Below are 19,159 nucleotides of genomic sequence, written 5' to 3' on the forward strand. Positions count from 1 at the left end.
TACACGTCTTTTACCAGCAGGGTCGCTATGGGCGCAAGTCAGGCATGATGCGTTGAAAAGGGGTAATCGTCGAAAGGTAATAAAACACGGCATCGCTTTATTCCATCAATGCCCGGGTAATCCGTTTACGCTTCGCTATACGAGTTTATTTGCGATTGAGAGTATTTGTGAATCAGAATAACAATGACAAAGGCCACCTGCGGGTGGCTTTATTTATGGTGTTTACCAGTGAGAGGTATCCGGCGCAAACGGTGCGACAAAGATACTTATCTTTGTAACCTGAACATTACCAACATTCGTTAATGTCTGGATTTGACTGTGCTGACAATCAGTGGATTCGTGGCAAACCCATGCGGACACTTACGCGCGTTGCAATGCACCGCGTAGGTACATATCTCCTCTTCCTGGTTTCGATTGTATGGGCAGGCCATCTTGTTTTTAATTTCACTCCATAACATCTCGTTGTAAGGGGAGATGTTGTATATCGATATTGGCTTGAAAACACCATTAATGAAGACGCCATTCTTTGTCGGATATATCCTATCGCCGGGGTACAAATAAACATCGCTTTCATACCAAATGATGAGTTTCAAGAACTTGAGTCCCAAGATGCTTGAATAAACGATCCCCGTGTTAGGACAAATTACCGAGCTAATGACTCTCCATGACATTGCTATACCTCGTTCATTAAATAATTGAGAGAGTATAAGGTTTAGCATGAGAATTAGATTTCTGCAAACGCGTAAGCTATTGAAAAAGATCAATATTATTTATATGCTAACTATATCCCCTTTGTTTTCATAAGGATAAGATAATAATTTAGTCAATTGTAAAGTTCATTTTTAACACAATGTGCATTTAAGTGACGGATTTTTGATCGATAATGGTTCCTGAACTGCTGAATATATATTGTACTATAGCAATGAAATACATTAGAGCTACTTTTGTTTACGCGAAAAATGCACATCGAAATTGAACAGGTAAGAGGAATGTGATCAAGGGATATTTCATGACTAACGATGCATATAATCGAAAACTTACGACGTATACCGATAACATTCCTGATGCATCGCAAGTTATTTTTCGAAATTTACTGTGTAGTTTTTTTTCAGGTTTCCCATGCGTGCGGGGCAAACAGGTAGCCCTTATTACGTACGGTTTTAATGCGGTAGGGCTCGGTGGCGCTGTCCTGCAGTTTTTTTCGCAGGCGAGAAATCGCCACATCAACGCTACGATCCATTCCGTCGTAACTTACGCCGCGCAGATTTTTCAGCAATGCATCCCGGTCCATAATTTGCCCGGCATGAGTTGCCAGCTCCCACAGCAGGTCAAAATCTGCGGTTGAGAGCGCAATTAGCTCCCCGGAAAGCATAACCTGTCGGTTGACCGGGTCGATAGAAAGCGTGCCGAACCGCATCGCCTTATGCGGCGTTAAAGAGGGCGCAGGCGCTTCACGCTCAGCGCTGGCACGCTGACGCAGATGAAGGCGCAAACGGGCAAGCAGGACCGCCGGCGGCGTGGTTTTCAGGATGTAGTCATTCGCGCCCATCTCAAGGGACAGAATATGATTCATATCGCTGTCGAGAGAGGTCAGCAGCACGATCGGGCCGTCCCACTTCGCGCGCAGATCCCGGCAAAGCGTCATGCCATCTTTTCCGGGCAGCATAATGTCCAGCAACACCAGGTCCGGATTTTCGCGGGTGACGACGTCTTCAGCGCGATCGCCACGAGGTTCGACAACCACTTCAATATCATGTTTACCCAGATAAGCGGCGATTAATTGACCCACTTCGGGTTCATCTTCAACATAAACAATCTTATTCATACTACGTCTGTCATCGCGAAAAACGTCAACATACACCGCACAACCTTAACCTTCCATTAATCTTTCATAATTAGCCGGAGTTCCGTTATCCTGCACGGGAATGTTATTTGATTGTTAAGGGAAAAGAATGGGGCTGTTGATCAAAGCCGCGCTGGGTGCGCTGGTCGTGCTGCTGATTGGGGTGCTGGCTAAAACGAAGAACTACTACATTGCCGGGCTTATCCCGCTGTTTCCCACCTTTGCGTTAATTGCGCACTATATTGTGGCCTCTGAGCGGGGTATAGAGGCGCTGCGGGCCACCATTGTATTCGGGATGTGGTCAATCATCCCGTATTTCATTTATCTGCTGTCGCTGTGGTACTTCACCGGTTTTCTGCGTCTGCCCCTGGCGCTGGGCGGGGCGGTGGTCTGCTGGAGCCTCAGCGCCTGGGTGCTCATCTTCTTCTGGAGCCGCTTTCACTAGCGCAGCGGGCGGCCACCGTCCACGGCAAACGTCCTTCCCGTGACGTAACAGCTGGTCAGCAGATAATCGATCAGGTCGATCACCTCTTTCTCGCCGGGCGCAATTTTCATCAACGATTTGTTAAGCGCCTGCTGACGATACTCGGCATCATCGCCCTCGTTAAATAAAATCATCGCCGGGGCAATCGCGTTGACTTTTACCTCGGGGGCCATCTTGCGCGCGAACGAGCGAGTCATATTATCCAGCGCGGCTTTGCTGGCCGCGTAGGCGATGTGTTTATCGCTGCCTCGCTCCACCACGTAATCGGTGAAATGGATAATGTCGCCTGCGGCATGGCCGTGTCCGCGCAGCAGATCCTGTAGGGCATGGTTGAGCAGATAAGGCGCATTAACGTGGATCTGCATCATGCAGGCGAGCGTTTCGCTGAGCGAATGTCCTGCTTTTTCAGGAAGCCAGGTACTGGCGTTGTGAATAACCGCCCGCAGCCCGGGGGTGGTCGATTTCACTTTTTCCGCGAAAGCAAGAATACCTTCATCCGTGGAGAAATCCGCCTGAATGCAGACGGCTCCGGCATGTCGTAGCCCTTCAATGGAGGGATATTCCGTGCGGTAACTGACGATAACCGGATGGCGAAGATTGAGAAAGTGATGGGCGAGGGCGAGGCCGATGCGACGGCCTGCGCCAGTGATCAATATTGGGCGTTGCTGCGTGTGTCCCATCGTAATCTCCTTTTCAGTTCAACAATGGGACAGGCGGCGCTATCCCATTAACATCCACGTTGCCGGTACGGCAGCGACTAACAGCAAACCTATCAACGCCATTTCGCGGCGCTTAAGGGCATTATCAAGCTGATGCGTACGGCGAGCGTAGATAAATACCAGCAGGCCTGGCGCGTAGAGCACCACGGACAGCAGCAGATGCATCGGGCCGGAAGCATACAATAACCATAGACCGTAAATACAGGCACCTACGCCTACCGCATAGTGTGCCGGGCGGGTCGCAATTTTTAACAGATATGCGCCCACTAAGAAATAGGGTACCAGAATCATCTCGGAGGCGATGGTCAGCAGCGTGTTATAGTCCGAACCTGTGAGCCAGATCAGCACCAGACAGACCTGCACGCTGATGTTGGTGAGCCACAGAGAAGCCGATGGCGCACTGTTTTTATTCTGACGGGCAAACAGGCGCGGGAACGCTTTGTGCGTGGCGGCCAGGAACGGAACTTCCGCCGCCATAATGGTCCAGCTCAGGTACGCGCCGCAGACGGAGACAATCAAACCTGCCGCGATAACCACATCACCCCAGGGACCGAGCATTTTCACCATCAGCCCGGCCATGGACGGATTACGCATCTCCGCCAGTTCAGGGCGGGCCACCACACCGAGCGACAGCAGCGTCACCAGCAGATAAACGCCCAGCGCCGCCAGGACGGCCAGCAGCGTGGCGCGTCCCACGTCGCGTTTGTTACGCGCGCGGGCAGAGACCACGACGGCACCTTCAACACCGATGAACACCCACAGGGTAATCAGCATGGTATTTTTCACCTGCTCCCAGACGGGAACGCCCAACGCAATACCGCTGAAATCGAGCGTAAAGACATCGAGACGGAAGGCGAGGAAGGCCAGCACGACGAACAGGCCAAGCGGCACCAGCTTGGCCAGCGTCGCCACCAGGTTAATGCTGGCCGCGGTCTGAACACCGCGCAAAATCAACCAGTGAACAATCCACAGCAGCACCGAGGCGCCGACGATGGACTGCCAGGTATTGCCGTCACCAAACAGGCGCAGTTCGGGCGTATCGGTAAAGAAACTGAGCGCCGAGAAGACGATAACCAGATAGGAGACGTTGGCGATCACCGCGCACAGCCAGTAGCCCCAGGCGGAGCAGAAGCCAATCAGCTCGCCAAAACCTTCACGGGCGTAAGTGAATATTCCGCCGTCCAGATCCGGTCGGATACGGGTCAGCAGCAGCATGGCGAACGCCAGCAGCAAAATCCCGACGCCGGTGATGCCCCAGCCAATTAGTAATGCGGCCGGGCTGGCGACGGCCGCCATGTTCTGCGGCAAACTGAATACGCCCGCGCCCAGCATTGAGCTCAATACAAGTGCAGTTAACGCACTCAGGCCAAGTTTCTTTTCCATTGGCTTCCTGTTATGAAAAGTCCAAATCCAGAATAATTATTTCGCTAAGGCGCATAAAAATGGTGGATCACGCTAAGGCGCGGGATTTTACGGAGTGTGACGGATGCATGCAATGACATGGGGCAGAAATCAGAAAAAAAGTAACAAAAAAGGCGGCACTGCGCCGCCTTTATGAAACCGTTTTGTTACTTGTACAGATCAGCACTGATGGTCAGGTTGTTGCCACGTTCCTGCCACTGGCGGGTGATGTGGTAATACTTCGCGCCTTTCTTCGCAGCACGCTTCGCCACCTGATAGGAGATTTCTGTCATGTTGCCATAGTTGCCCGTAAACTTGATGCTGTCGAACGGCACCATCTGCGCGGCAGTGGCTTTGTTCAGCTCTTCAATTTTCGTGCCGTCTGGTAACGTAACGGTATAACGACCGCCTTTGGTGGATTGGGTTTCAAAGAAACGACCCACTTCAGCGCTTGGTGCCGCAGACGTTGCTACGCCCGGAATTTCAACTTTCTTCGCTTCTTCACCGCCTTTTGCTAACGCAGCACGACCGGCTTCTGAATCCGCTGGAATCGCATCCGGGCTTTGCACTACGCGTTTTTTCGCATCTTGCTTATAGATGAAGGCGGTAATGCGCTGGTTTCCGCCCTGGTTGGCATCAACCTGACGCACGATATAAAACGCGTAAGCGCCTTTTTCTCTCGCGGCTTTGGTGATGGCATCGTTAACTTCAGGCTGGCTGCGGTAGAAGCCCTGAACGGTCACGGTGTCATACGGTTCCAGCTGAACAGCCTGATCTTTCGGCAGTTCAACAATGCCGTTAATCACGCGGTTTTTCTGTTCATCTGCCTTTGGGGCATTCTCTTTGTACAGCGCAACAGTCACGCGCTGGTTACCGCTGTTGCCCTGATCGGACTGGTCAACAACGTAAAACGAGGCAGCGCCGTTTTTATCGGCGGCTTTTGATGCGGCGGCGACGGCATCGCCAATGGAATTATACCGACCCACAATGACCGTATGGTCAAAAGGTTTTAACGCTGCCGCTTGCTCCGGCGTCAACTCTGTCGCAGCATTCGCTGACAGGGCGGTCGCGGAAAAAAGTGCGGACGCCAGGAGTGTGTTCTTAAGCTTCATAAAAATAATCCTTCGCCTTGCGCAAACCATGTACTGGTGTTGTTGTTAATTTGAGACGGTCCCGATTATGGCATTTAACACCCGTCGCTGTCTGCGGCATTTTTCACAGCCTGTGCTCAGCAAAGGACCTGATTCGATAACATTTTGTGATATGTGAAAAAAACAGGCGTTTCACAAGAAAAACTGATTAAGCATATGACTTTTACAAGTTAATTTAATGTTAATGAGTTGTTCTTTTATGGCGCTATATCATGTTTTTACCGCTTCGCTTGCGCGATTTATCGGTCCTGAAGGCGAATTTAAGGTAAATATCTCTGTCAGTGACCCCGATCGCTTATTTTTCACAGATAAAATAAGAAATAGTGTTTTCTGGCGGTAGATCACGGGCGCTATTTTCAGTAGGTTATAGAAAGTTTGTTACTGTTTTATTTTCCGGGGTTAATCATTTTCCGTCGTTATCGCGATGGTGAAAATTGATACGAACCGCGGGCAATTATCGACAAACCATCATCACAAACCGATGGAAGGGAAAACTATGCGTATTGGGGTACCAAAAGAACGGTTAGCCAATGAAACCCGCGTAGCGGCAACACCAAAAACGGTGGAGCAACTGCTTAAACTGGGTTTTACCGTCGCGATTGAAAGCGGCGCGGGCAAACTGGCGAGTTTCGATGACGAGGCCTTTACTCAGGCTGGCGCGGACGTAGTGGACGGTGCTGAGGTCTGGCAATCACCCATTATTCTGAAGGTAAACGCACCGGAAGAGAGTGAAATTGAACTGCTGAACGCGGGCACGACGCTTGTGAGCTTTGTCTGGCCAGCCCAAAACCCGGAGCTGATGGAGAAGCTGGCGGCACGCGGTGTCACCGTGATGGCGATGGATTCCGTGCCGCGTATTTCGCGCGCGCAGTCTCTGGATGCGCTGAGTTCTATGGCAAACATTGCCGGCTATCGCGCCATTGTCGAAGCTGCGCATGAGTTTGGTCGCTTCTTTACCGGTCAAATTACGGCCGCAGGCAAAGTACCACCCGCGAAGGTGATGGTAATTGGTGCCGGTGTGGCAGGTCTTGCCGCTATTGGGGCCGCAAACAGCCTGGGCGCTATTGTTCGTGCGTTTGATACCCGGCCGGAAGTGAAGGAGCAGGTGCAGAGTATGGGCGCCGAATTCCTTGAGCTGGACTTCAAGGAAGAAGCGGGCAGCGGTGATGGTTACGCGAAGGTCATGTCTGAAGCCTTTATTAAGGCGGAAATGGCGCTCTTTGCGGCGCAGGCAAAAGAGGTGGACATCATTGTCACCACCGCGCTTATTCCGGGTAAACCGGCGCCGAAGCTGATCACCCGTGAGATGGTGGATTCCATGCAGCCGGGCAGCGTGATTGTCGATCTGGCGGCGCAAAACGGCGGTAACTGTGAGTATACCGTGCCAAATCAGGTCACGACGACCGCGAACGGCGTGAAGGTGATCGGTTATACCGACCTGCCAGGACGTCTGCCAACCCAGTCCTCTCAGCTGTACGGCACGAACCTCGTTAATCTGCTGAAGCTGCTCTGCAAAGAGAAAGACGGCAACATCACCGTTGATTTTGATGATGTGGTGGTGCGCGGCGTGACCGTGGTGCGTGAAGGGGAAATCACCTGGCCTGCACCGCCGATACAGGTTTCCGCTCAGCCTCAGGCTGCGCCGAAAGCGGCGCCTGAGCCTGCAGAACCAGCGAAACCTGCGTCGCCGTGGCGCAAATACGCCATCATGGCGCTGGTCATTATCCTGTTTGGCTGGCTGGCGGACGTCGCGCCAAAAGAGTTCCTTGGCCACTTCACCGTCTTCGCGCTCTCCTGCGTGGTGGGTTACTACGTCGTGTGGAACGTTTCCCATGCGCTGCATACCCCGCTGATGTCGGTTACCAATGCCATCTCCGGGATTATCGTGGTTGGGGCATTGCTGCAAATTGGTCATGGCGGCTGGATCAGCTTCCTGAGCTTCATTGCAGTGCTGATCGCCAGTATCAATATTTTCGGTGGTTTCACCGTGACTCAGCGCATGCTGAAAATGTTTCGTAAAGGCTAAGGGGTAGCATATGTCTGGAGGATTAGTTACAGCCGCATACATTGTTGCTGCAATCCTGTTTATTTTCAGTCTGGCGGGGCTTTCCAAACACGAAACGTCTCAGCAGGGAAATAACTTTGGTATCGCCGGGATGGCGATTGCGCTGATTGCCACCATCTTTGGGCCGGACACCGGCAACGTGGCGTGGATCCTGGTGGCGATGATCATCGGTGGTGCGATTGGTATTCGTCTGGCGAAACGCGTTGAAATGACCGAGATGCCGGAGCTGGTTGCTATTCTGCACAGCTTCGTGGGTCTGGCCGCGGTGCTGGTGGGCTTCAACAGCTATCTGTACCACGAACCGGGTCTGGAACCGATTCTGGTGAACATCCACCTGACCGAAGTGTTCCTCGGCATCTTCATTGGCGCGGTGACCTTCACCGGCTCAATCGTGGCGTTCGGCAAACTGCGCGGGAAGATCTCTTCCAAACCGCTGATGCTGCCTAACCGCCACAAGCTGAATCTGGCGGCGCTGGTCGTTTCCTTTGTGCTGCTGGTGGTCTTCGTGCGTACCGAAAGCGTAGGCTTGCAGGTGCTGGCGTTACTGGTGATGACCATTATCGCGCTGGCCTTCGGCTGGCATTTGGTGGCGTCTATCGGCGGGGCAGATATGCCGGTAGTCGTCTCCATGCTGAACTCCTACTCCGGTTGGGCAGCGGCGGCAGCAGGCTTCATGCTGAGCAACGACCTGCTGATTGTCACCGGTGCGCTGGTCGGTTCTTCCGGTGCGATCCTGTCTTACATCATGTGTAAGGCGATGAACCGCTCGTTTATCAGTGTCATCGCGGGTGGCTTCGGTTCTGACGGTTCATCAACCGGTTCTGATGAGGAAGTGGGTGAACACCGTGAAATCAGTGCGGAAGACACCGCAGAGATGCTGAAAAACTCGCATTCCGTTATCATCACCCCGGGCTATGGCATGGCGGTGGCGCAGGCGCAGTATCCGGTGGCGGAAATCACCGAGAAACTGCGCGCGCGCGGTATCAAGGTTCGCTTTGGTATTCACCCGGTGGCGGGGCGTCTGCCAGGCCACATGAACGTGCTGCTGGCGGAAGCGAAGGTGCCTTACGACATCGTGCTGGAAATGGACGAGATCAACGATGATTTCGCCGACACCGACACCGTGCTGGTGATTGGCGCCAACGACACCGTTAACCCGGCGGCGCAGGACGATCCGCGCAGCCCGATTGCGGGTATGCCTGTTCTCGAAGTGTGGAAGGCGCAGAACGTCATTGTCTTCAAACGCTCTATGAACACCGGCTATGCTGGCGTGCAGAACCCGCTGTTCTTTAAAGATAACACCCACATGCTGTTTGGCGACGCCAAGGCCAGCGTGGATGCGATTCTGAAATCTCTTTAATTCCGCTTCATCCTGTCAAACCGCCCCTGGGGGCGGTTTTCTTATTTCTGCGGTCAGCCATTCTCCTCTGTCTATACTTTACCCTTTGTGTAATACGAGGAGGTGTAATGCAATTTCTGTCCCGCTTTGACATCATCGCGCTGATGATGACGCCATCATTCTGGATTGGCGTCGCCACGGTAGTCTTTGTAACTCTGCTGGTGTACTGGCTGCTGACGCGCCTGATCGCCTTTGTTAAGAAAGGGATCACCACCTGGGGCGACAAGCATCCCACCACCAACCGGATGCGTTTTATCCTGACGGATATGCTTAACCGCACCAGCCGCTTCCTGCTTTTTGTCGTGGCGCTGCTGTTCAGCCTGCGTTTCGTCGACTTACCGGATCATCTCTTTGGTACCGTGAGCCACGCCTGGTTTCTGGTCTTCGCTATCCAGGTGGCGCTGTGGATGGATCAGGGGGTGGTGTCGTGGCTTCGTCACGTCATGCTGGCGCCGGGAAGCCATAAAAACCCGGTGACGCTGGTGATCACGGGGCTTATCCTCCGTGCCATTGTCTGGTCAGTGATGCTGCTGTCTATCCTTGCTAACGCGGGCGTCAACATCACTGCTCTGGTTGCCAGCCTTGGGGTAGGGGGTATTGCTATCGCCCTCGCGGTGCAAACGATCCTGAGCGACGTGTTTGCATCGCTCTCCATCGGTTTTGATAAGCCGTTCGAAATCGGCGATTTTGTGGTGTTTAACGATGTCGCCGGGACGGTAGAGCACATCGGCCTGAAAACCACCCGTATCCGTAGCCTGAGCGGGGAGCAGATTGTCTGCGGGAACGCCATCCTGCTGCAACAGACGCTGCATAACTACAAGCGGATGCAAACGCGCCGGATCGTCTTTACCTTCGGGGTCGCCAGCGACACGGCGCCGGAAAAACTGCGTTCAGTGGGTGATATGGTCAAACAGATCATTACCGACGTCGGGGAAACGAAGTTTGACCGCGCCCATTTCCTGGGCTTCGATCGCGATCGCCTGACCTTCGAGGTGGTCCATATCGTTAATACGGCGGATTACAACAAGTACATGGATATTCAGCAGGAGATCAATATTCGTATTCTGGAGGGGCTGAACCAGCAGGAAATCAAGCTGGCGCTGCCGAGCATGGTTCTGCACGCGCCCTGGATGAATGCTGGCGACGAGGCACCGGCGCAACGGTTGAGCGAAGCGCAATAAAAAAAGCCCGCCGTTACCGGCGGGCTTTCATTTTGGGGTCAATCGTCTTCCTCATCGTCCAGTTCAACCGGCGTCTGATACTGATCCGGCTTGATAACCAGAAGGTCGCAGCGAAGATGGTCGATCACCTGCTCGGCGGTATTACCCAGGAACGCGGCAGAAATACCGGTCCGGCCAATGGTGCCCAGCACCACAATCCCGGCCTGCAAATGCTCCGCCAGATCCGGAATAACCTCTTCCGGTAACCCTTTTTCTACGTGGGTCATGTTCTCATCGATACTGAATTTCTGGCGCAGCGCTTTCATGGCCAGCAGATGCTGACCGCGAATCGCGTCGTTATACACGCTCGGGTCAAATTCAGGCAGCTCGATGGCGATATTGATTGGCGTAACCGGATAGGCTCCCACCAGATGGACTTCGGTATGGTTAACCTGGTCGGCAAGCTGAAGGGTCTCCTTCACCAGCTTCTCGTTCAGCGAATTGTGATAATCCTCTTCGCTGGCCAGATTGACCGCCACGACGGCTTTCCCGCCCTCAGGCCACGGCTGATCTTTCACCATCCATACCGGACAAGGGCATTTGCGCAGCAGGTGCCAGTCGGTCGGGGTGAAAATCACGGATTCCAGTTTGTCATGCTGGTGCGCCATTTTCAGCAGCAGGTCATGCCCACCGGCCACCACTTCCTGAATAATGGCTTCGAAAGGACGGTTGTGCCAGACCACCTTGATATCGATAGGTACGCCCGCTTCCAGATAATACTTCGCCTGCTCGCGGATCCACGCGGTACGCTGGCTGATCACTCCCTGACGCATAGCGGTGCGCTCGTCAGGCGACAGAAGGGTGGTCATCTCGTATGAGAAGTCATAAATCGGCAAAAAGGCTTTAATTTTGCCACCAATCCGTTGATGTAAATACACAGCACGTCGTAATGCTGGCTGATCGTCCTGATTCGGATCGATAGCCACCAGCATATTTTGATACTTTGCCATACAGGTCTCCTTACTACTGTCACCACAGTCTGTAAGTAAAAGAGTAACCTATATATCTTGAATGAAACAGGGGGGAAGTTTTTGCCAGATCAATAATCATGAAAATTTATCGACCTGGCATAAGATATCCGGGAGAGTTATGCCACGTTACGTGAGTGACCCGCCAGAATGGCCAGGGCTTCACCGTTTTCAATGGTGATGTACTTACCTTTAACCGCCAGCATTCCGCTCTTCTGGAAACGACCCAGCAGACGGCTGATGGTTTCCACGGTCAGGCCCAGATAGTTACCAATATCGCCACGCGTCATGGTCAGACGGAATTCGCGTGGGGAGAAGCCACGTTCCGCGAAACGGCGGGAGAGGTTATAGATAAAGGCGGCCAGACGCTCTTCGGCATTCTTTTTGGAAAGCAGCAGGATCATATCCTGATCGCCTTTGATCTCACCGCTCATCAGACGCATCATCTGCTGACGCAGGTTCGGCATCTTACCGGACAGATCGTCCAGCGTTTCAAACGGGATTTCACAAACCATAGAGGTTTCCAGCGCCTGAGCAAAGCTCGGGTGATGGCCACTGCCGATGGCGTCAAAGCCGACTAAATCGCCCGCCAGATGGAAGCCAGTGATCTGCTCGTCGCCCTGTTCGGTAATGGTGTAGCTTTTGATGGTGCCAGAACGGATAGCATAGAGCGATTTCAGTTCGTCTCCCGCTTTAAACAGCGTCTGCCCTTTCTGAATAGGCTTTTTGCGCTCGATGATATTGTCAAGCTGATCGAGTTCATGCTCATTCAGAGTAAACGGGATACAGAGCTGGCTGATGCTGCAATCCTGGCAATGGATAGCACAACCGCCAGACTGAATGCGTCGTATAATTCGCTTTTCCGGGATCATAGGTTTGCTCAAGCCTTAATTGATATTGGTCAATTTTAACATCTTTTTGGTAAGGACGTAAGTCTGGCAAACCCCCAATAAAGACAAGAGACGGCAGCGAGTTGCCATCTCCTTGAAATTCCACAGAATGATTAAGGATTATTAGCCTAACAGGAAGAAAATTAAGCACAAAAAGCCTGGGAATTACAGCAGAAAATACCCTTCGTGACGCAGCAGCCACTCTTTACGCTGTACGCCCCCGGCATAGCCGGTGAGGGTGCCGTTGCGCCCGATCACGCGATGGCAAGGCACCACAATGCTGACGGGATTTGAGCCATTCGCCGCACCGACTGCGCGCGCCGCGCCGGTACGGCCAAGCTGCTCTGCCAGCTGACCGTAGTGCATCACCTGCCCGCAGGGAATGTTACGTAGCGCCTGCCACACCTCGCGCTGAAAAGGGGTACCCGCCGTGGCGGTTGGCAGGGTATTAATAATGCTGAGATCGCCCTCGAAGTAGGCCGCCAGTTTATCGCTCAGCCCGCCAGGATTACGGGCTGTAATACGCTCGTAACCCTCGGCGCGATAATGAATGTTGAGCAGCTCAACCATCCGGTCGCTGTGCTCTTCCCACTCAACAGCGCGAAGATTGAACGCTTCATCCGCGATAACCCACAGCGGCCCCAGCGGTGTCGCAATCTTGTCTTCGAGTAATCTCAGCATCAGTATTCCTTAGTTCAGCCTCGGGTAAATACCCGGTCCAATCGGCAGGCCGACAAGATACCACGCCACCAGCATCACCAGCCATACCCCTAAGAAGATAAGCGGATAGGGCAAGACCAGCGAATAGTAGGTACCCAGCTTAGCCTCCGGTCTGTAGCGTTGCAGGAAGCCTAAAAACAGCGGAACGAAGGGTGACACGGGCGCCAGCGGGATCACCGAAGAATCGGCGACACGGAACAGGATCTGGGCGAACGCCGGATGAAAGCCGAGCATCATAAACATGGGGACAAAGATGGGGGCCAGAATCGACCAGATGGCCGACCCGCTGGCAATAAACATGCACAGCAGGGACGACAGCAGCGCCAGGCCGACAAACGCCGGAACCCCGCTCAACCCCGCCGCCTCCAGCGCGTCCGTCAGGCTCACGGCCATAAACTTGCCCATGTTGCTCCAGTTAAACATGGCCACAAACTGCGCCAGCGGGAACACCATCACGATAAAACCCGCCATCTCCTTCATCGGCTCGATCATCAGGTGCGGCAGATCTCCCTGACGGCGGATTTTTCCGGTAGCGATGCCGTAGGCGAGCGAAACGACGAAGAAGAAGAGAATTATCAGCGGCACAATACCCTGAATAAACGGCGAGGGAAGTACGGTGTGTTTGATCGGATCGCGCAACACGCCATTCTCCGGCACCACCATCAGCGCCACAGCCGCAATGAATGCCAGCGAGACGATCCCGGCGACGCGCAGGCCGAACTGCTGCTCTTTGCTCAGCGTCTCCAGCTTTTCATCGCTCCGGCCTTCCCATTTACCCAGGCGCGGCTCAACGATCTTATCGGTAATCAGCCCCCCGACAATCGTCAGGACAATCACCGAACTGGCCATAAAGTACCAGTTGTCGATCACGCTGACGTGCATGGCCGCATCGATGGTGCTGGCTGCCTCCGTGCTGATGCCGGAGAGCAGCACATCGGTGGTCACGATAAGCAGGTTAGCAGTAAACCCACAGCCGACGCCCGCGATCGCCGACAGCAGGCCCGCAACAGGATGACGGCCAACGGCGAGGAAAATCAGCGCTCCCATCGGCGGCATGATCACCAGCGCCGCGTCGGACGAGATATGGCTGAAGAAGGCAATAAACAGCACCATATAGCTGGCATAACGCGCGCTGACGTGCGAGGCCATTTTCACCATCAGCGCGGGCAGCAGACCCACGCGTTCGGCCAGACCCGCGCCTAACACCAGCGCCAGGATGGCACCCAGCGGCGCAAAACCGCTGAAGTTTTTAATCACGTTCGGCAAAAACCAGTGCAACCCCTCCACGCTGAGCAGATTTTTTACGGCCACCATGCTGCCGTCGGCCGGGCTGCGCACGCTCACATCAAAGGCGGACAGCACGGCTGTCGCGACCATCAGGATGACAATTAAATAGATAAAAAGCAGGAAAGGGTGCGGCACTTTATTGCCGATCCTTTCAACCCAGCCATAGAGCTTACCGGATGGGGAATGCGAAGGTATGGAAGACATACTCATGGGCGTTCCTCGGGACTGTTGTTGTGTTGTGTTGTGTTTTTTTATTTTAAAGGTGACGGTGTCACGTCCTGCGGGATCGGACACTCGTACGGTTTTTGTGTTATGTGTTGTTCGAATTCTTCCCGACATTTTCGCAGCAGGTCGGCATCCTGAAGCAGATGCAGCGCGGTCGCCCCCATCACTTTTCCGGCCATCAGCATGCCTTTATGGGCAATAGAGGTACGCCCCTGCGCCACCAATTGCCAGGTATGCAGCGGGGTGCCGACGGTAAAACAGGGGCTAAAGCACTGTGCGACAGGCATCTTCCAGCTGACATCCCCCACGTCGGTGGAGCCAGCCAGCACGTTATCGGTGATGGCGTAAGGGGCAACTTCATCCACCAGCAGCGTCTCCTGATGGCGTCGGGCAAAGGCTTTTCCCTCTTCGGCTCCCGTTGCGGCAATGTTTTTCAGGCTGTTTTGCAGGTCGTTTGCCGTGAGCGTGGCGCGGATTTCACGGGCAAATTCGCGTTCTTCTTCCGTCCAGTCCGGCGTGCCGTAATGCTGCAATGCAAGGTACATGGCCGCTTCGAGCGTACGGTTCGGCAGATAGCTGGAGCAGGCTTTATCAAAGCGACACTCGACAGTGGTTTCGGTCATCATCGCTGCGCCCTGGGCGATTTTCTCGATGCGCGCGTAGATCTGCTGCGCATCGGCCATCTCCGGAGCGCGGATCAGGTACAGCACTTCTGCCTGAGCCTGCACCACGTTAGGCGAAATTCCGCCGGTATCGGTGATGGCGTAATGAACGCGCGCTTTTTCAATGATGTGTTCGTTGAGGAAGTTTGTGCCGGTGGTCATCAACGTCACGGCATCTAGCGCGCTACGTCCCAGATGTGGGGAGTTTGCGGCGTGGGCGGCGATCCCCTTAAACCGCCAGGCGGCCTGAATATTGGCCAGCGTGCTGACGTTAAACATCCCGGCAAAGGCTTCCGGATGCCAGGTCACGGCAGCGTCCACGTCGTCAAATAATCCTTCACGCACCATAAAGGTTTTACCGGAGCCGCCTTCCTCGCCGGGGCAGCCGTAAAATCGTACCGTTCCGCTGCCGCCGTGCTGTTCCAGCCAGCTTTTCACCGCCACCGCACCGGCAAAGGCAGCAGTACCCAACAGGTTATGCCCGCAGCCATGGCCGTTAGCCCCCGGGGTGGCGGATTGCGCCGTCGCGCAGTGCGCCTGCTGGCTCAACCCGGCCAGGGCGTCGTATTCGCCCAGAAGGGCGATAACGGGCTTGCCGCTGCCGTAGCTGGCAATAAAGGCGTTGGGAATGCCTCCGGCTTCCCGCATCAGGGTAAAGCCCTCGGCTTCCAGCGCGCTGGCAAGCCGTTCGGCGGACCAGAACTCTTCAAAGCGCGTTTCGGGATGATCCCAGATGTCGTCGGCAATATCGGTAAACGTCTGACATCGCGTGTCGATGGCATCAGCGATAAAAGCGTAGTTCTCCTGCATTACACACCTCGCGTCCACGGGAAATTAAGCGCAGTTCGCGCCAGTGTTTCGATAGCAACGTTCATCACCTGCTCATCAAAATCGAATTTTTCGTTGTGATGTCCGGCGCTCAGTTCGGTGCCGAAGACCATATACGAGGCCATGCCGCCGTTCTGCTGCACGCGGGCCATCATTAGCGTGGCATCTTCGGAGCCCGCAGGCGCTTTGACCTTATTAATGGCATGAGTCACGCCGGGCACCTGGCTTGCCTGTTCGCGCAGATAATCGACCCAGGCCGGGGAGGGGGCACTGGAGGTCGCCGCCCCCATCAGGTTTATCCCGGCTGTTACGCCGTAGAGCGCTGCCGCGCCGGTAATCACCGCCTGCGCGCGATCGAAGACATACTGATTAATGGCCTCGCTTTCACCGCGGGTTTCAACCTTAAGTAACGCATTAGCCGGAACCACGTTGCGTCCGCTGCCCGCCTGCATGACTCCGACGTTAACCCGGGACGCGCCTTCGCTGTGGGGCGCGATGCCATGCAGCGCGATAGCGGCCTGGGCCGCCGCGAGCAGGGCGTTACGGCCCTCTTCCGGTTTACCGCCAGCGTGTGCGGCAACGCCGGTAAAGCGCACGTCAAATTTAGTGGTCGCCATGAAGTTATCGCTGCCGCAGATCACCGTCCCTTCCGGAACGCCGGTTCCAATATGAATGGCGGTAAAGTAGTCCACGTCGTCCAGCGCCCCTGCAGCGACCATAGCGCGGGCGCCGCGCGTACCCTCTTCGGCAGGCTGGAAGATCAGTTTGATGGTGCCGTTGAGCTGGGCTTCATGCTGCTTAAGCACCTGCGCCAGCCCCAGACCAATGGTGGTGTGGCCGTCATGCGCGCAGGCGTGCATCATGCCCGGGTTACAGGAGGCAAAACCGTCGCGGTACGGCCGGTGGCTGTCGTCATGCGCTTCGCTCAGATCAAGCGCATCCATGTCCACGCGAAAGGCCAGCGTCGGGCCGGGGCGACCAGTATTCAGGGTCGCGACAATGCCGGTGAACCCGCCTTCGAACGGCGCGAGCCATTTCTCCGGTGCGCCTTGCGCGCGGGCGCGGGCAAATTCCCGCGCCAGGGTTGCGTCATCGGGCAACCCCATCCGGCTTTCGGCATCCACGACATCGCGACCCATCGCCAGCTCGTAACCCAGCGAGTCCAGGATCTCCGAGACTTTCGCGGCTGTGCGAAACTCCACCCAGCCGGATTCCGCGAAATGGTGAAAATCGCGACGCCATGCGCTCAGTTGGGGGGATAATGTGTGGATGTACTGCGCCAGTGCGTTCATATCTTTTCCTGTCATCATTAAAATATGTGAACTGCTTCACGCTGTGATAGTTTTTACTTATCACTAAGCGATTTTTCACAGTTTTAACCGTTCAGGAATTACCCTCGCACATCCGATTCCATTAAAGTAGATGACAGTTTCTTTACTCTGATAAACAACGGTTATCGGTCGGGCTATGTCATTTCAGATTAAATTTCATCAAATTCGGGCTTTTGTCGAAGTGGCGCGTCAGGGCAGTATTCGCGGAGCCAGCCGGGTGCTGAATCTTTCGCAGCCCGCGCTGACTAAATCCATTAAAGAGCTGGAAGAGGGCATGGCGGCACAGCTGTTTGTGCGCCGGAGTAAAGGTGTCGCCCTGACCGAGTGCGGGGAAGGGTTTTATCACCGCGCTAATTTGATTCTGGAAGAGCTTCGCGCAGCGCAGGATGATATCCGTCAGCGTCAGGGGGAGCTGACCGGGCAGATCAATATTGGGATGGGTGCCAGCGTGGCGCGCAGCCTGATGCCCGCCGTTATCTCCCGTTTTCATGCGCAGCATCCTCAGATCAAGGTGCGGATTATGGAAGGTCAGCTGGTATCAATGATCAATGAATTACGCCAGGGTGAGCTGGACTTTACCATCAATACCTATTATCAGGGGCCTTACGATCACGAATTTACGTTTGAAAAACTCTTTGAGAAACCTTTTGCGGTATTTTGTCGGGAAGGACATCCGGCGTTGGGGGCTACCTCTATTAATGAACTTCTTCATTATAACTGGACAATGCCAACGCCGCGGGGAAGTTATTATAAGCAGCTTGAGGATATATTTCATCATCGCTCGCAGATACCGCGTATTGGCGTCGTTTGCGAAACCTTTTCGTCCTGTATTAGCCTTGTCGCACAAAGTGACTTCCTGAGCGTGCTGCCGCAGGAGTTGGGCTGCGACCCGCTGCTGGCGCACCGGCTGGTCATGCTGCCGGTTGTGGAAACACTTCCCAGAGCGGCCTATTATTTAATTCAGCGCCGTGATGCACGCCAGACGCCCCTGGCTGAATCATTAATTACACAATTCAGAAGGGAAGCGAGAAAAATAGTTTTATCGTGAAATTGCCAAAGAAAAAATAGAGCCTGTCCGACATCAGACAGACCCTACAGTACACACAGCAGTGCGTCCTTTCGCAAATCCTGGGTATTATATCCATGAGGCAGGTATATTTAGGTATAACATCTTTCCTGAAAAAAGAAAGGCGGCACGTCATTGGTTTTACAAAATTTCAACGCAAATCACTTATTTTAACTCTGCTGTAGTTTTAGTTAAGTAATATTTAAATAACTTTAATGGTAGCTATATATATTCATCAGATTAATATTTATCTTGCCCCTTGCGGTAAGGGTTATTGAGGCCCCTGCCCGGTGCAGGTATAGTACAAGCCCCGATGTGCCCGGAGGATTTCCATGAACCCTGACGACAAATCACTTTTTCTTGACGCCATGGAGGATGTCCAGCCCCTGAAACGCTGCACCGATATCCACTGGCAGCAAAGCCGTAATACCCGGGTTCGCCAGGAGATCGATACCGAGCAGCTCGACAACTTTCTCACACTGGGTTTCCTGGAACTCTTGCCGCTTGAAGAGCCGCTGATGTTCCAGCGCGAGGGCGTTCAGCAGGGCGTTATTGACAAGCTGCGCTCGGGTAAATACGCCCGACAGGCCAGCTTAAATCTGTTGCGTCAGCCCGCCGAACGCTGCCGCCAGATGCTGTACGCCTTCATTCGCCAGGCCAGCCGCGACGGTTTACGTAACCTGATTATCATTCACGGGAAGGGCCGCGAGCAGAATTCGCACCCGAACGTGGTGCGCAGTTATCTTGCCCGCTGGTTAACCGAGTTCGAGGACGTGCAGGCTTTCTGCGTGGCGCTGCCGCATCACGGCGGCAGCGGGGCATGTTATGTTTCACTCCAAAAATCCGATGAGGCGAAACAGGAGAACTGGGAACGTCACGCCAAGCGCAGCCGTTAACGGT

The 19,159-nt window shown here is 54.2% G+C and carries 17 protein-coding genes; 6 read left to right on the forward strand and 11 right to left on the reverse strand.

The window, feature by feature from the left end:
* Window positions 1-299: 299 nt before the first annotated feature.
* Both iraM and rstA read right to left on the reverse strand, forming a co-directional pair.
* Entirely contained in the window at window positions 300-719 is a 420-nt protein-coding gene (iraM, locus tag ACQG0S_RS09750) for an anti-adapter protein IraM (protein ID WP_048966459.1), read from the reverse strand.
* 389 nt (window positions 720-1,108) lie between these two features.
* Window positions 1,109-1,825, reverse strand: coding sequence for a two-component system response regulator RstA (gene rstA, locus ACQG0S_RS09755; protein WP_032671147.1), 717 nt, complete (start codon window positions 1,823-1,825; stop codon window positions 1,109-1,111).
* Between the two features lie 127 nt (window positions 1,826-1,952).
* Here rstA and ACQG0S_RS09760 point away from each other — a divergent pair, with 127 nt between their 5' ends.
* Entirely contained in the window at window positions 1,953-2,288 is a 336-nt protein-coding gene (locus tag ACQG0S_RS09760) for a GlpM family protein (RefSeq protein WP_022647934.1), read from the forward strand.
* On the opposite strand, the gene folM is transcribed toward ACQG0S_RS09760, so the two are convergent.
* The 3 genes from folM to ydgH all read right to left on the reverse strand — a co-directional run bounded on the left by folM (window position 2,285) and on the right by ydgH (window position 5,559).
* Window positions 2,285-3,007: a dihydromonapterin reductase gene (gene folM / locus ACQG0S_RS09765; RefSeq protein WP_048966460.1), complete on the reverse strand. Its 723-nt coding sequence runs from the start codon at window positions 3,005-3,007 to the stop codon at window positions 2,285-2,287. The genes ACQG0S_RS09760 and folM overlap by 4 nt on opposite strands.
* A 39-nt stretch (window positions 3,008-3,046) precedes the next feature.
* The gene (locus ACQG0S_RS09770) at window positions 3,047-4,429 is read right to left on the reverse strand and encodes an amino acid permease (protein WP_023306086.1); all 1,383 of its coding nucleotides are present in this window, start codon (window positions 4,427-4,429) and stop codon (window positions 3,047-3,049) included.
* Between the two features lie 185 nt (window positions 4,430-4,614).
* Window positions 4,615-5,559: a DUF1471 family protein YdgH gene (gene ydgH / locus ACQG0S_RS09775; protein ID WP_048966461.1), complete on the reverse strand. Its 945-nt coding sequence runs from the start codon at window positions 5,557-5,559 to the stop codon at window positions 4,615-4,617.
* Between the two features lie 535 nt (window positions 5,560-6,094).
* On the opposite strand from ydgH, the gene pntA reads away from it, so the two are divergent.
* From pntA to ACQG0S_RS09790, 3 genes are all read left to right on the forward strand, one after another.
* Window positions 6,095-7,624, forward strand: coding sequence for a Re/Si-specific NAD(P)(+) transhydrogenase subunit alpha (gene pntA / locus ACQG0S_RS09780; RefSeq protein WP_017384575.1), 1,530 nt, complete (start codon window positions 6,095-6,097; stop codon window positions 7,622-7,624).
* A 10-nt stretch (window positions 7,625-7,634) separates the two neighbouring features.
* A complete protein-coding gene (pntB, locus tag ACQG0S_RS09785) occupies window positions 7,635-9,023 on the forward strand; it encodes a Re/Si-specific NAD(P)(+) transhydrogenase subunit beta (RefSeq protein WP_022647939.1) in 1,389 nt (462 codons plus the stop codon).
* Between the two features lie 107 nt (window positions 9,024-9,130).
* Entirely contained in the window at window positions 9,131-10,243 is a 1,113-nt protein-coding gene (locus ACQG0S_RS09790; RefSeq protein ID WP_022647940.1) for a mechanosensitive ion channel family protein, read from the forward strand.
* A gap of 38 nt (window positions 10,244-10,281) precedes the next feature.
* Here the strand turns inward: ACQG0S_RS09790 and uspE are convergent, their stop codons facing one another.
* The 6 genes from uspE to ACQG0S_RS09820 form a co-directional block, all read right to left on the reverse strand.
* Entirely contained in the window at window positions 10,282-11,232 is a 951-nt protein-coding gene (uspE, locus tag ACQG0S_RS09795) for a universal stress protein UspE (RefSeq protein ID WP_003857535.1), read from the reverse strand.
* A 137-nt stretch (window positions 11,233-11,369) separates the two neighbouring features.
* Window positions 11,370-12,122, reverse strand: coding sequence for a fumarate/nitrate reduction transcriptional regulator Fnr (fnr, locus tag ACQG0S_RS09800; RefSeq protein WP_000611906.1), 753 nt, complete (start codon window positions 12,120-12,122; stop codon window positions 11,370-11,372).
* Window positions 12,123-12,305: 183 nt separating this feature from the next.
* The gene (ogt, locus tag ACQG0S_RS09805) at window positions 12,306-12,821 is read right to left on the reverse strand and encodes a methylated-DNA--[protein]-cysteine S-methyltransferase (RefSeq protein ID WP_023306088.1); all 516 of its coding nucleotides are present in this window, start codon (window positions 12,819-12,821) and stop codon (window positions 12,306-12,308) included.
* Between the two features lie 9 nt (window positions 12,822-12,830).
* Window positions 12,831-14,357 carry a p-aminobenzoyl-glutamate transporter gene (abgT, locus tag ACQG0S_RS09810; protein ID WP_022647942.1) on the reverse strand — a complete coding sequence of 509 codons (1,527 nt, stop codon included), beginning with the start codon at window positions 14,355-14,357 and terminating at the stop codon, window positions 12,831-12,833.
* Window positions 14,358-14,398: 41 nt separating this feature from the next.
* The gene (locus ACQG0S_RS09815; RefSeq protein ID WP_048965708.1) at window positions 14,399-15,844 is read right to left on the reverse strand and encodes a M20 family metallopeptidase; all 1,446 of its coding nucleotides are present in this window, start codon (window positions 15,842-15,844) and stop codon (window positions 14,399-14,401) included.
* Window positions 15,844-17,154, reverse strand: a complete 1,311-nt coding sequence (locus tag ACQG0S_RS09820; RefSeq protein WP_048965709.1) for a M20 family metallo-hydrolase — start codon at window positions 17,152-17,154, stop codon at window positions 15,844-15,846. The genes ACQG0S_RS09815 and ACQG0S_RS09820 overlap by 1 nt, the downstream gene beginning before the upstream one ends.
* Window positions 17,155-17,329: 175 nt before the next feature.
* Between ACQG0S_RS09820 and ACQG0S_RS09825 the strand changes: the two genes are divergently transcribed.
* Window positions 17,330-18,241, forward strand: coding sequence for a LysR family transcriptional regulator (locus ACQG0S_RS09825; RefSeq protein ID WP_046620072.1), 912 nt, complete (start codon window positions 17,330-17,332; stop codon window positions 18,239-18,241).
* 350 nt (window positions 18,242-18,591) lie between these two features.
* Window positions 18,592-19,155, forward strand: coding sequence for a DNA endonuclease SmrA (gene smrA / locus ACQG0S_RS09830; protein WP_048965710.1), 564 nt, complete (start codon window positions 18,592-18,594; stop codon window positions 19,153-19,155).
* Window positions 19,156-19,159: the final 4 nt, after the last annotated feature.

The organism is Enterobacter cloacae complex sp. 418I7 (assembly GCF_050030705.1).
Lineage (GTDB): Bacteria > Pseudomonadota > Gammaproteobacteria > Enterobacterales > Enterobacteriaceae > Enterobacter > Enterobacter intestinihominis.